The sequence below is a fragment of the Streptomyces parvus genome (assembly GCF_014648875.1).
GTDB lineage: Bacteria > Actinomycetota > Actinomycetes > Streptomycetales > Streptomycetaceae > Streptomyces > Streptomyces parvus.
This window is the reverse complement of sequence record NZ_BMRY01000004.1, coordinates 359708-372642: the sequence shown is the minus strand read 5'-3', so window position 1 is coordinate 372642 and position 12935 is coordinate 359708. Positions and strand designations below refer to the sequence as shown.

General features: G+C 67.8%; 8 protein-coding genes. 1 reads left to right on the top strand and 7 read right to left on the bottom strand.

The window, feature by feature from the left end:
• Positions 1-62 precede the first annotated feature (62 nt).
• The 7 genes from IE140_RS15210 to ngcE form a co-directional block, all read right to left on the bottom strand.
• The gene (locus tag IE140_RS15210; RefSeq protein ID WP_373296164.1) at positions 63-1397 is read right to left on the bottom strand and encodes a sugar ABC transporter permease; all 1335 of its coding nucleotides are present in this window, start codon (positions 1395-1397) and stop codon (positions 63-65) included.
• Complete coding sequence (locus IE140_RS15205; RefSeq protein ID WP_024264112.1) at positions 1394-2182, bottom strand: ATP-binding cassette domain-containing protein; 789 nt, start codon at positions 2180-2182, stop codon at positions 1394-1396. Before IE140_RS15205 ends, IE140_RS15210 begins: the two co-directional genes overlap by 4 nt.
• Before the next feature lie 301 nt (positions 2183-2483).
• Positions 2484-3596, bottom strand: a complete 1113-nt coding sequence (locus tag IE140_RS15200; RefSeq protein ID WP_150198159.1) for a sugar ABC transporter substrate-binding protein — start codon at positions 3594-3596, stop codon at positions 2484-2486.
• A gap of 120 nt (positions 3597-3716) precedes the next feature.
• The gene (locus IE140_RS15195) at positions 3717-4916 is read right to left on the bottom strand and encodes an ROK family transcriptional regulator (RefSeq protein ID WP_010072512.1); all 1200 of its coding nucleotides are present in this window, start codon (positions 4914-4916) and stop codon (positions 3717-3719) included.
• A gap of 228 nt (positions 4917-5144) precedes the next feature.
• Positions 5145-6095 (bottom strand): carbohydrate ABC transporter permease, encoded by a 951-nt coding sequence (locus IE140_RS15190; protein ID WP_150198161.1) that lies wholly within the window; start codon positions 6093-6095, stop codon positions 5145-5147.
• Positions 6095-7015 (bottom strand): carbohydrate ABC transporter permease, encoded by a 921-nt coding sequence (locus IE140_RS15185; RefSeq protein ID WP_032777565.1) that lies wholly within the window; start codon positions 7013-7015, stop codon positions 6095-6097. Before IE140_RS15185 ends, IE140_RS15190 begins: the two co-directional genes overlap by 1 nt.
• A 49-nt stretch (positions 7016-7064) precedes the next feature.
• Complete coding sequence (gene ngcE / locus IE140_RS15180; protein WP_032777564.1) at positions 7065-8510, bottom strand: N-acetylglucosamine/diacetylchitobiose ABC transporter substrate-binding protein; 1446 nt, start codon at positions 8508-8510, stop codon at positions 7065-7067.
• A 502-nt stretch (positions 8511-9012) separates the two neighbouring features.
• Between ngcE and IE140_RS15175 the strand changes: the two genes are divergently transcribed.
• On the top strand, positions 9013-12894 hold the full coding sequence (locus IE140_RS15175) for a GH92 family glycosyl hydrolase (protein WP_189460443.1): 3882 nt from the start codon (positions 9013-9015) through the stop codon (positions 12892-12894).
• Positions 12895-12935 lie beyond the last annotated feature (41 nt).

The window sequence follows — 12935 nt, the reverse complement described above, 5'->3', positions numbered from 1 at the left end:
CGGACACGCGCAGGTGCCCGGCAGCCCCTCTCAGGACGCCGGGCACCTGCGCGAACGTGCGGTCAGGCGCGACCCGCGGTCTTCTGGGTCTTACGGGTGACGGAGTCGATGACGACCGTGGCGAGCAGCACGGCGCCGGTGACCATGTACTGGATCGGCGTGGCGATGCCCTCCAGCGAGAGGCCGTACTGGATGGAGACGATCACCATGACGCCGAGCAGGGCGTTCCAGGTGCGGCCGCGGCCGCCGAAGAGGCTGGTGCCGCCGATGACGGCCGCCGCGATGACGTTCATCAGGAGGTCGCCGGTGCCGGAGCCCTGGTTGGCCGCCGCGATCTTGGAGGCCCAGAACAGGCCGCCGATCGCCGCGAAGGTGCCCGCGATGGAGAAGACGGAGATCCGGATCGCGGTGACGTTGATACCGGCGCGCCGCGAGGCCTCGACGCTGCCGCCGAGCGCGAAGATCTTCCGCCCGTAGGCGGTCCGGCGGAGCAGGAAGTCCGTGCCGACCAGGACGATCAGGAAGAGGACCAGCGCGAGCGGCAGGCCGCGGTACTGGTTGAACATGTACGCGGCGGCGAAGGCGAACACCGCGAGGACCGCGGTGCGCACGGCGATGTCGGCGATCGGGCGGGACGGGATGCCCGCGGCCTCGCGGCGGCGGGTGTCCAGGAAGGCGGCGGCGAAGTAGCCGACGACCGCGACGGCGGCGAGCCCGTAGGCGGCGGCGACGTCGGTGAAGTAGTACGTGGTCAGCTGGCCGACCACGCCTTCGCCGTCCAGGTTGATGGTGCCGGAGTCACCGAGCAGCTGGAGCATGAAGCCGAGCCAGAACAGCAGGCCGGCCAGGGTGACGGCGAAGGCCGGGGCCCCGATCCGGGCGAAGAAGAAGCCGTGGATCGCGCCCATCACCGCGCCGCTGACGATGGCGACGAGGATCGCCAGCCATTCGTTCATGCCCTGGGTGACGCTGAGCACCGCGATCAGGGCGCCGGAGACGCCGGAGACGGAGCCGACCGAGAGGTCGATCTCGCCGAGCAGCAGGACGAAGATGATGCCCACGGCCATCATGCCGGTGGCGACCATGGTGACCGCGATGTCGCTGATGTTCTTCGCGGAGAGGAACTCGGAGTTCAGGCTCTGGAAGACGATCGCGATGATCGCGAGGCCGATGATCACCGGGATCGAGCCCAGGTCACCGCCGCTGATCTTGCGCTTGAACTCGGTGAGGTAGCCGGCGAAGCCCTGCTCGCGGATGAGCAGCCGGGGGTCGACGACCGTGGCGGCGCCGTCGGCGGCGTCCGGGTTGCCCACCGGCGCCGTGTCCACCGGGTCGGTTCCCTTGTCCAGGGAGGAGCTGCTCTTGTCCACCGTGTTGGTGGTCTCGTCGGTGGTCACTTGGAAACCTCCGCGTTGCGCGCCGCACGTCGGGTCACGGCGTTGTCCGTGGCGCCCGTGATGGCGGAGATGATCTCTTCCTGGGAGGTGGTCTTCACATCGAAGACACCGTTGTTCCGGCCCAGCCGGAGCACGGCGACCTTGTCGGCCACGGCCTTCACATCGGCCATGTTGTGGCTGATGAGGATGACCGCGTGACCGCGTTCGCGCAGCCGCTCGACGAGGTCGAGGACCTGGGCGGTCTGCTCGACGCCGAGGGCGGCGGTCGGCTCGTCGAGGATGACGAGCTTGGGCTCACCGAGCATCGACCGGGCGATGGCCACGGTCTGGCGCTGGCCACCGGAGAGCGAGGCGATCGGGATGCGGACGCTCGGGATCCGGATGGAGAGCGTGGAGAGCAGCTCGCGGGAGCGGCGCTCCATCTCCACCTCGTCCAGGATGCCGAACCTGCGCAGCTCCCGGCCCAGGTAGAGGTTGCCGACGACATCGATGTTGTCGCACAGCGCGAGGTCCTGATAGACGGTCGCGACGCCCAGGTTCTGGGAGTCGTGCGGCTTGTTGATCTGCACCGCCCGGCCCTCCCACTCGATGACGCCGTCATCGATGGGGTGCACTCCGGCGATCGTCTTGACCAACGTTGATTTACCGGCGCCGTTGTCGCCGACCAGGGCGACCACCTCGCCGGCGTGGACCTCAAGCTCTACATCGGTGAGTACCTGGACGGCACCGAAGCGCTTGGAGACCCCTCGCAACGCCAACACGGGCGTAGCGGACACATGAACCATCTCCTTCGCCGCCTGACCGGCGGGGATGCCGCGCCCGGGGGAAGGCGCGGCGGTGTCGAGCAGAAGAGATACGGGAAGAGCGGTGAAGCGTTCCGTCCGGCGCCCCGCCCGGTAGCGGGACGGTTGGTGTGCGGGACGCCGGACAGGCTTCGTGACGCGGGCGGGCCGGGGGCCTGCGCCCGCGCGGGCGGTGGGCCGCCCGGTCCTCGCGCGGGCGCGCGGCGGACCGGGTGGCGGTGGAGCGGGCGGGACCCGGCAGCTCGGGGGCGGGCCGGGTCCCTGGGGCCGGGGCCCCTGAGGGCTACTTCAGGCCGATCTTGTCGCAGGCGGCCTTGTACTTGGCCGAGCAGATCTCGTCCAGCGTCCAGATGCCGTCCTTGATGACGGTGTCCTTGATGTTGTCCTTGGTCAGCGAGACGACCGGGACGAGGACCGTCGGGATGCCCTTGGTGGTGGCGCTGTCGACCTTGGAGGTGGCGATGGAGTCGAGCTTCTCGCCCTTGGCGAGGGCGACGGCCATCTCCGCGGCGACGATGCCCTCGGCCGGGTAGGACTTGTAGACGCTCATGAACTGCTCACCGGAGACGATGCGCTGCACGCCCGCGAGCTCGGCGTCCTGGCCGGTGACCGGCGGGAGCGGGTCGATGCCGGCGGCCTTGAGGGCGGTGATGATGCCGCCCGCCATGCCGTCGTTGGCGGAGTAGACGCCGTCGATCTTGTCCTTGCCGAGCGCGGTGATCGCCGCTTCCATGTTGGCGTTGGCGTTCTCCGGCTTCCACTCCTTGGTGTCGTACTCCTTGCCGTACTTCACCTTGCCGTCGAGGACGGACTTGGCGCCCGTCTTGAAGAGCGCGGCGTTCGGGTCGGTGATCGCGCCGTTCATCATCACGATCGTGCCGCCGTCGGCCTTGTCGCCCAGGGCCTCCAGCAGGGCGGTGCCCTGGGCCCGGCCGACCTCTTCGTTGTCGAAGGAGGTGTAGGCGTCGATGGGGCCCTCGGCGAGGCGGTCGAAGGCGACGACCGGGATGCCGGCGTCCTTGGCCTTCTTCACGCTGTTGGCGATCGCCTTGGAGTCGACCGAGCCCAGGATCAGGGCGTCGACCTTGTTGGTGATCATGGTGTCGACCTGCTGGGCCTGCGTGTTCGCATCCTGCTTGGCGTTGGCGTAGGTGACCTTCGCCTTGCCGCCGGTGAGATCGCTGATCTTCTTCTCGATGATCGGCCGGTCGAACTTCTCGTAACGGGCCGTCTGGTTCTCGGGAAGGAGCAGACCTATCTTCAGGTCGTCGCCCTTCTTCTCCGAGCCCTGCTCGGCCTTGTCGCCGGACTCCTTGGCGCTCCCGCAAGCGGCCAGCGAGATCGCCATCGTGGTGGCGGCAACGGCAACGGCGGCACGACGCATACGCGTGTTCATTCTCGAACCTCCCTGACGAGGCCGCGACGTTGCGGCCGAGGTGGCTGGAAGTCAACTCGGCCTCAGCGCCAGCGTCAAGGAGTAAATCCTTAACGAGATGACAACGGTGCCATTCGTTATCTAAGTGAAGGCAGGAGTGGCCACGGGGAGGGTGCTCTCCAAAAGGGTTGAATCCCCCATCTCGCTGAGCACCAGGGCGAGTGCGCCCAGCACCTCGGCACGGCCGCCGAGCGCCCCGGGAAGGACCGAGAGCTGCCGGGCGGCGCTGGGGATCGCGTACCGCGACACGGAGTCCCGTATGGGCCCCAGAACCAGCTCCCCGGCCTCCGCCAGCGAGCCGCCCAGCACGACGCGGCTGGGGTTGAGCAGATTGCACAAGTTGGCCACGCCGCTGCCTATGTGGCGGCCCACGTCCCCGATCACCCGGCGGCACCCCGGATCGCCCTCGCGGGCCAGCTGGACCACCCGCTCCATGGTGAGCCCGGGGCCGTGGCTGGGCTGGAGCAGCGGCAGGACGTAGCGGGCGGCGGTGAAGGTCTCCAGGCAGCCGCGGTTGCCGCAGCGGCAGACCGGGCCCGACTCGTCGAGCGTGATGTGCCCGATCTCGCCGGCCGTGCCGCCGGGGCCCCGGTAGATGGTCCCGTCGATCACCAGACCGGCGCCGACGCCGCTGGCCACCTTGATGTACGCGAGGTCCTTGACGCCCCGGCCGCTCCCCCAGACCAGCTCGCCCAGCGCCCCGAGGTTGGCGTCGTTGTCGACGTACACGGGCACGCCGAGGCGGCCGGAGAGCTCCTCGCTGGGGTTGATGCCGGTCCAGCCCGGCAGGATCGAGGTGGAGCCCAGCGTGCCGGACTCGACGTCGATGGGGCCCGGCACACCGAGACCGACGCCGATCACCTTGTCCGGGCCGATCCCGGTGGCCTCGATCAGCCGCTTGACCAGCACCTCGGCCCGGTCGAAGCCCTCGGCGGACGAGGCGTCGACGTCCAGCGGCTCGGACTCCTCGGCGAGCACCTGGTGGGCGAGGTTGCCCACGGCGACGCGCAGATGCGTGTGGCCGAAGTCGACGCCGATGACGATGCCCGCGTCGCCGCTGAGCGAGACACTGCGGGCCCGCCGGCCGCCCGCCGAGGTGGGGGTGACCTCGACCGTTCCGCCGTCCTTCAGCTCCCGGACGATATTGGAGACGGTGGCCGCGGAGAGGCCCGTGCTCCGGGCGATCTCCGCCTGGGTGAGCGATCCCGCCATCCGTACGGCGCGTACGACCCGCTCCAGATTGGCCCTGTGCAGCGATGTCTGCGACCCGGGAGTCTCCATCGACTCATCCACTCCTGCCCTTGGCGGGCGGTCCCTGAGGACCGCCCCGGCCGGGGCCGCAGCGATGAGACCCCGGCTTCCTCCAACATGTGAACTCTAAGCTGACCGTTCGGGGGTGCCTCCCGTCAAGACCTGAGCACCGGCGCACCCCGGAACGGCCCGGTGCCCCGGCGGAGAGTCCCCGCCGGGGCACCGGGTTGTTGCCGATATGTGACCTTCTCGGACGCCCTACTTCAGTGCGCCCGCCGTCAGACCGGAGACGACCTGGCGCTGGAAGATGATGTACGCGGCCAGCACGGGCAGCATCGCGATCACCAGACCGGCGAAGAGGCCGGAGTAGTCGCCCTTGTACCCCTGGCTGGCGGCCAGCTCCACCAGGCCCTGGGCCAGCACCCGCTTCTCCGGGTCGGTGTTCAGCACCGTCGGCAGCATGTACTGGTTCCACTGCCCCAGGAAGTTGAAGATCCCGACGCTGATCAGGCCGGGCTTGGCCATCGGCAGCATGACCTGGAAGAACGTCCGCGTGTGCGAGGCCCCGTCGATGATCGACGCCTCCGCCACCGAGGTCGGCAGCGTACGGAAGAACGAGGTCAGGAAGAACACGGTGAACGGCAGCGAGTACGCGATGTACACGGCGATCAGGCCGTGGATCGTGTTCAGCAGCCCCATGTTGTCCATGACGTAGAACAGCGGGACCAGCGCCAGCATGATCGGGAAGCTCATGCCGCCGACGAACAGGAAGTAGATGAAGCGGTTCCCGGGGAACTCGAAACGGGCGAGCACATAGGCGGCCATCGATCCGAGGACCAGGGTCCCCACCAGCGAACCGCCCACCACCAGAATGGTGTTCAGGAAGTACTCGCTCATGTGGGCCTGGCTCCAGGCCCGGCCCCAGCTGTCGAAGTTCAGCGAGCTGGGCAGCGACCACGGCGTGTTGAAGATGTCCGAGTCGGTCTTGAACGAGGACATCACCGCCCAGAACAGCGGCAGGACGACCATGATCGCCCACAGGATCAGCATCCCGTGCGAGAAGACGTTGAGGACGTGGCCCTCACTGCTCTTCGCGGGGGCCGACGAGCCCTTGGAGACCGTGCCGGCGCGCTGGGCCGGGACCTTGGCGGCGTCGGCGTCGGACGGGGTTCCGGAGGGCCCGGACGGAGGGGTGTCAGTGGTCTTCATCAGAACTCCAGCCGCTCGCGCCGGCCCACCCGCATGACGATGGCGGCGAACGCCAGCGTCACGATGAGCAGGGCGACACCGATCGTGGTCGCGTAGCCCGCCTGTCCGTCACGGAACGCCGCCTGGTAGACGTACAGCGGCAGGACGGTGGTCGAGTAGTCGGGCCCGCCGGGACCGACGCTCATGATGTGGACGATGGCGAAGCCCTCGGCGCCGAGCGCCAGGATGCCCATGTAGACCCAGCCGGACTGGACCGTGTCCCACAGCAGGGGCAGCGTGATCCGGAAGAAGGTCGTGAAGCGGCTGGCCCCGTCCAGCAGGGCGGCCTCGTAGAAGTCCTTGGGGATGGAGGCCATGCCCGCGGAGAACAGCACGACGAAGAATCCGGTGGTGCACCAGACGAGCACCGCCATGATGACCCACAGCGCCAGCTGCGGATCGCCCAGCCAGGTCGGTACGTCATCGAAGCCGACGGCCTTGAGCGTGCCGTTGATCATGCCCTGGGCCGGGTCGAAGGCGAACTGGAACAGGATGGCCACGATCGCGATCGAGAGCACCTGCGGGAAGAAGTACGCGATCTTGTAGAACCCCGAGCCCCGTACGCCGGTGATGGCGGCGCCCTTGCGGCGCCGCCCGCCCACGTTGAGCATGAAGGCGAAGAAGAGAGCGAGGCCCAGCGTCACCAGCGGGAGCAGCACCGCCAGCAGCACACTGTGCTGCAACGATTTCCAGAAGACGTCGTCGTCGAGCATCTTGGTGTAGTTGTCGAACCCGACCATCTTGAAGTCGGGGCTCAGACCCGTCCAGTCCGTGAACGAGTAGTAGATGGACTGGATGAAGGGCCAGATGACGAAGATGACGTACAACGCCATCGGGACCACCAAGAACCCGACTATGAACCGGTATTTACCGTGTTGCATCGTTACCGACTCCGACCTTCCCGTGCTGCCCGCCGCTGGTGACGCGTGGTCACTGGTGCTTGAAGTGCTTGATGGACTGGTCCTTGGCGGTCGCGTCGGCGAAGGCCTGGATCTTCTTGATGGTCTCGGCCGGCTTGGCGCGGCCCGCCATCATCTCGCCGAGCGCGGCGACACCGATCTGCTCCTTCTGGAGCTTCACGTACCAGTCCTGCAGGCGCGGGTTGACCACGTTGGTGCCGGCCTTCTCCAGCGCGGCGACACCGGACTTGAGGCCATCGGACAGCTCGATGCCGTCCGTGCCGCCGTTGAAGGCGGACAGCGACTTCGTGCTGGAGGTGAAGGACTTGGAGGAGGCCTCGCTGAGCATGATGCGCAGCTGCTCCATACCGCCCTCGACGTTCTTCGCCTTGCTCGGGACGATGAACGGCTCGCCGCCGGACGCCCAGAGGGTGCCGAACGGCATCTTGTCGGAGGAGTCGAGGCTGGAGGGGGCGCCCACGGACAGCTTGAAGTCCTTGGGGATGATCGCCGCTTCCTCGTTCTCCACCCAGGAGCCGTTCGGGATGAACAGCGCCTTGCCGCGGGCCCAGGCGCCCTGCGAACCGCGGTGGTCGAGGCCGGGGGTGCCCTCCAGGATGTAGTCCTTGGCGACGAGCTCGTAGTACGCCTCGAAGGCCGCCTTTACCGCGGGGTGCTCCCAGGCCTTCGGCTCCAGGTTGTCGATCGCGTCGAGGACCTCGGCACCGCCGATCTTGGCGATGAAGGGGTACAGCGAGAAGGGGAGGTAGTAGGGGTGCTTGCCGGGGTAGGTCCAGCCGGCGATGCCCTTCTTCTTCGCCTTCGCGCAGAGCGCGAGCATGTCGTCCCAGTTCTCCGGGTACGCCGAGTCGAGCTTCTCCAGCGCGGTCTGCGAGTACCAGACGCCGTAGACCGTGTACGCGTAGTACATGATCCAGACCGGGTCGCCGTCGAACTGGCCCATCTCGACGATGCCGGGCCGCAGGGTGTCGCGGACCTTCTTGGCGGGGTCGTCGATGGAGGGGGCGTCGAGGAGCGGGGTCAGGTCGGTGAGCTGCTTCTTGCCGACCAGGACGCCCATGTCCATCTGCTGGGCCCCGGAGTTGTCGATCAGGTCCGGCGGGGTGCCACCGTTGAACCGCGGCTGAAGAACCGACTGGATCTTCTGCGTCGCCGAGAACTTGACCTTCGCCTCGGGGTAGGTCTTCTCGTAGACGGCCTTGGCGTCCTCGGCGTACTTGGTGCCGAAGCCGCCGTCGAAGATGACGATCTCCAGCGGCGCGCTGCCGTTGACGGCCAGCGGGTTCTTGTCGCTCTTTTCGCCCTTTTCGACCTTGTCGTCGCTGCTGCTGTCGCCGCTCGCGCAGGCGGACAGGAAGCTCATCGTCGGAACAGCGATCAGGCCGAGTGCGGCAGAACGCTTGATCAGATCGCGACGGCCAAGGCCCTCATTGTTGTGGGCGGAGGTGGATCCCATGCTCAAGTCCTCGCCTTCTCCAGGACTCAGGCGGTGTGCCGGTCACCCGTCGAGAATTCGCCTCAGGCGAAGGGCCCCGCCACCGCGGTCAGTTGCGCTTGGGTCATGCGGATATGCAGATGTACCGGGCAGGCCGGTGCAGTGGGGATGCCGGGAGACCGTACAGCGAGGACGCCCTCGGCGTCCTCGCGACGTTCCTGTTTCCCCCGCGCACATCCGCGTGAAACGGCTGTGCAGATGCCGACAGGTATAGTCCACTTGTCGCCAACTGAGCAAGATCGAATGCAGGTTTGGGCGGCAGTCTTTCCCGAGTTGAGACCTCAGGGTCACCTCGGCGCCCCGCGCCCTCCTTCCGCGGCGGCTATTTCCCCATTCGGGTCGATTCGCGGACGGACCCCGCGGCAACACCCTTGACACGTCCCGTCACTTGGCTCCCTACTGGACCTTGCATCCCGCTATGACAACGTTGTCCATGCATTTTCCCGGGGAGGAACGGCTCGGCATGCAGCCACCAAGCGGCCTCAACCACGGCTTCGACACAGCCCCTCACGCGGTCCCCCGCCCGGCCCCCCGCCGGAGACGGACCCCCACAGCAGCCGCCCTGGCGGCGTCCCTCGTCCTGGTGGTGATCGCCCCCGCGGTCGCCACCGCGCAGCCCGCCTCGCCGGACCGCAAGCCTTCCGGCGACCGGACGTTCACCACCTCCTTCGAGGCGGACGAGAGGCAGCCGGACTGGCGCAGCACCGTCGAGGAGGGCCCCGACGGCAAGAAGCGGTCCTCCGGCGTCGACGGGGGCTTCTCCTCCGGCATACCGGGCAATGTCACCGACCGGGTGACGGAGGTGCGCGCGAGCGCCGAGAACACCGCGGGCGGCGAGGTCAAGGAGAACCTCGTCGACGTCGAGCCCGGTTCCAAGTGGCTGACGTTCGCGAAGACCGGCTGGGCCGAGTTCGATCTGGATGAACCGGTCAAGGTCGTGACGTACGCCCTCACTTCGGCCAACGACCACGCCGAACGCGACCCGAAGGACTGGACGCTGAAGGGCTCGGCGGACGGCAAGGAGTGGACCGACCTCGACACCCGCACCGGCGAGTCCCTCGCCAAGCGGCACGAGACGAAGAGTTACGACTTCGCGGGCGACACCGCGTACAAGCACTTCCGCCTGGAGATCACCAAGAACAACGGCGCGGACGCGCTCCAGCTCGCCGACGTTCAGTTCTCGAACGGTGACACCTCCACCCCGGTGCCCGAGGAGATGCGCAGCCAGCCCGACCGCGGCCCCTCCGGCTCCCCCACCGCCAAGTCGGGTGCGGGATTCACCGGAAAGAAGGCACTGCGTTACGCGGGTACGCACACGCCCGACGGACGCGCGTACTCGTACAACAAGATCTTCGACGTGAACACGGCCGTCACCAAGGACACCGAGCTGTCCTACCTCGTCTACCCGCAGATGGGCGAGACGGACCTGAACTACCCCGCCACGCACGTCGCGGTGGACCTCACCTTCACCGACGGCACGTACCTGAGCGATCTGAAGGCCACCGACAGCCACGGCGGGCTGCTGACCCCGCAGGGCCAGGCGGACGCCAAGCGCCTCTACGTGAACCAGTGGAACAAGGTCGCCGCCCGGATCGGCACGGTCGCCGCGGGCAAGACGGTCGACCGGATCCTGGTGGCGTACGACTCCCCCAAGGGGAAGGCGAAGTTCCAGGGGTGGATCGATGACATCGCGATCGCCCCGAAGAAGCCGGAGAAGCGCAAGGCGCATCTGTCGGACTACGCGCTGACGACCCGGGGCACCAACTCCAGCGGCGGCTTCTCGCGCGGCAACAACATTCCGACCACGGCGGTCCCGCACGGCTTCAACTTCTGGACGCCGGTGACGAACGCAGGTTCGCTGAGCTGGCTGTACGACTACCACCGGGGCAACAACGCGGACAACCTCCCCACGCTCCAGGCCTTCGGCGCGAGCCATGAGCCGAGCCCGTGGATGGGCGACCGGCAGACCTTCCAGCTGATGCCCTCGGCCGCGAGCGGCACCCCGGACGCCTCCCGGACCGCCCGCGCGCTGCCCTTCCGGCACGAGAACGAGACGGCGAAGCCGCACTACTACGGCGTCACGTTCGAGAACGGCCTCAAGGCCGAGATGACGCCGACCGACCACGCGGCCCGGATGCGGTTCACCTATCCGGGCAAGGACGCCGGCCTGATCTTCGACAACGTCTCGAACGACGGCGGCATCACGCTGGACCCGAAGACCAGTTCCTTCTCCGGCTTCACGGACGTCAAGAGCGGCCTGTCCACCGGCGCGACCCGGATGTTCGTGTACGGCGTCTTCGACGCGCCGGTCACCGACAGCGGCAAGCTGAAGGGCGGCGGGGGCGACGACGTCACCGGGTTCTTCCGCTTCGACGCGGGCAAGGACCGCACGGTCAACCTGCGCCTGGCCACCTCGCTGATCGGCGTCGACCAGGCGAAGCAGAACCTGGCGATGGAGATCCCGGAGTCGACCTCCTTCGAGCGCGTGCAGCGCAAGGCGCAGGGCGCCTGGGACGACATCCTGGGAACGGTCGAGGTCGAGGGCGCGAACGCCGACCAGCTGACGACGCTCTACTCCAGCCTCTACCGGCTCTACCTCTACCCGAACTCCGGCCACGAGAAGGTGAAGGGCAGGAACAAGTACGCCAGCCCCTTCTCCAAGGCGACCGGTGAGAACACCCCGACGCAGACCGGCGCGAAGATCGTCGACGGCGAGGTGTACGTCAACAACGGCTTCTGGGACACCTACCGCACGACCTGGCCCGCGTACTCCTTCTTCTCCCCGAAGAAGGCCGGCGAGCTGGTGGACGGCTTCGTCCAGCACTACAAGGACGGCGGCTGGACCTCGCGCTGGTCCTCCCCCGGCTACGCGGACCTGATGACCGGCACCAGCTCGGACGTGGCGTTCGCCGACGCGTACGTCAAGGGCGTGAAGTTCGACGCCGAGGCGGCCTACGACGCGGCGCTCAAGAACGCCACCGTGGCCCCGCCGTCCTCGGGCGTCGGCCGCAAGGGCCTGGAGACCTCGGTCTTCACGGGGTACGCCGACACCGCCACCCACGAGGGCCTGTCGTGGTCCCTGGAGGGTTACGTCAACGACTACGGCATCGCCCGCATGGGCCAGGAGCTGTACAGGAAGACGAAGAAGGCGCGGTACAAGGAAGAGTCCGAGTACTTCATGAACCGGGCGCAGAAGTACGTCAAGCTCTTCGACGACAAGGCCGGGTTCTTCCAGGGCAAGAAGCCGAACGGCGACTGGCGCCTGCCCTCGGACCAGTACGACCCGCGCGTCTGGGGCTACGACTACACCGAGACCAACGGCTGGGGCTACGCCTTCACCGCCCCGCAGGACAGCCGGGGCCTGGCCAACCTGTACGGCGGCCGCGCGGGTCTGGGCAAGAAGCTGGACACGTACTTCTCCACGCCGGAGACGGCGGGCCCGGAGTTCGTCGGCAGCTACGGCGGGGTCATCCACGAGATGACCGAGGCGCGTGACGTGCGGATGGGCCAGTACGGCCACAGCAACCAGGTCGCCCACCACGCCACGTACATGTACAACGCGGCCTCGCAGCCGTACAAGACGCAGGAGAAGGTCCGCGAGGTGCTGGGCCGGCTGTACGTCGGCAGCGAGATCGGGCAGGGCATCCACGGCGACGAGGACAACGGCGAGCAGTCGGCGTGGTTCCTCTTCTCCTCGCTCGGCTTCTACCCGCTGGTGATGGGCAGCGGGGAGTACGCGATCGGCTCGCCGCTCTTCAAGAAGGTCACCGTCCGCATGGACAACGGCCGCAAGCTGGTCGTGAAGGCCCCGGAGAACAGCGACAAGAACATCTACGTGCAGGGCGTGAAGGTCAACGGCAAGAAGTGGACCTCCACGGCGCTCCCCCACGACGTGCTGGCCAGGGGCGGCACGCTGGAGTTCGACATGGGCCCGAAGCCGTCGGCCTGGGGCACGGGCAAGGACGCGGCCCCGGTCTCGGTGCAGAAGGACGACAAGGTCCCGACCCCCAAGGCCGACGCGCTGAAGGGTGACGGCGCGCTGTTCGACGACACCTCGGCCACGTCGGAGACGGTGGAGTCGGTGGAGCTGCCGGTGTCCTCGGCCACGAAGGGGATCCAGTACACGCTGACCTCGGCGGCTGCGGACAAGGCACCGAAGGGGTGGACGCTCCAGGGTTCGACGGACGGCAAGGAGTGGAAGGACGTCGACCGCCGCTCGGGCCAGTCGTTCGCCTGGGACAGGCAGACCCGGGTGTTCTCGGTGGCTAAGCCCGGCTCGTACACGAAGTACCGGCTGGTGCTGACGGGTTCGGCGACGCTCGCGGAGGTGGAGCTGCTGTCCTGAACGTGACGTGGTGAGCGTGGGCGGCCGGTACCCCGGAAGGA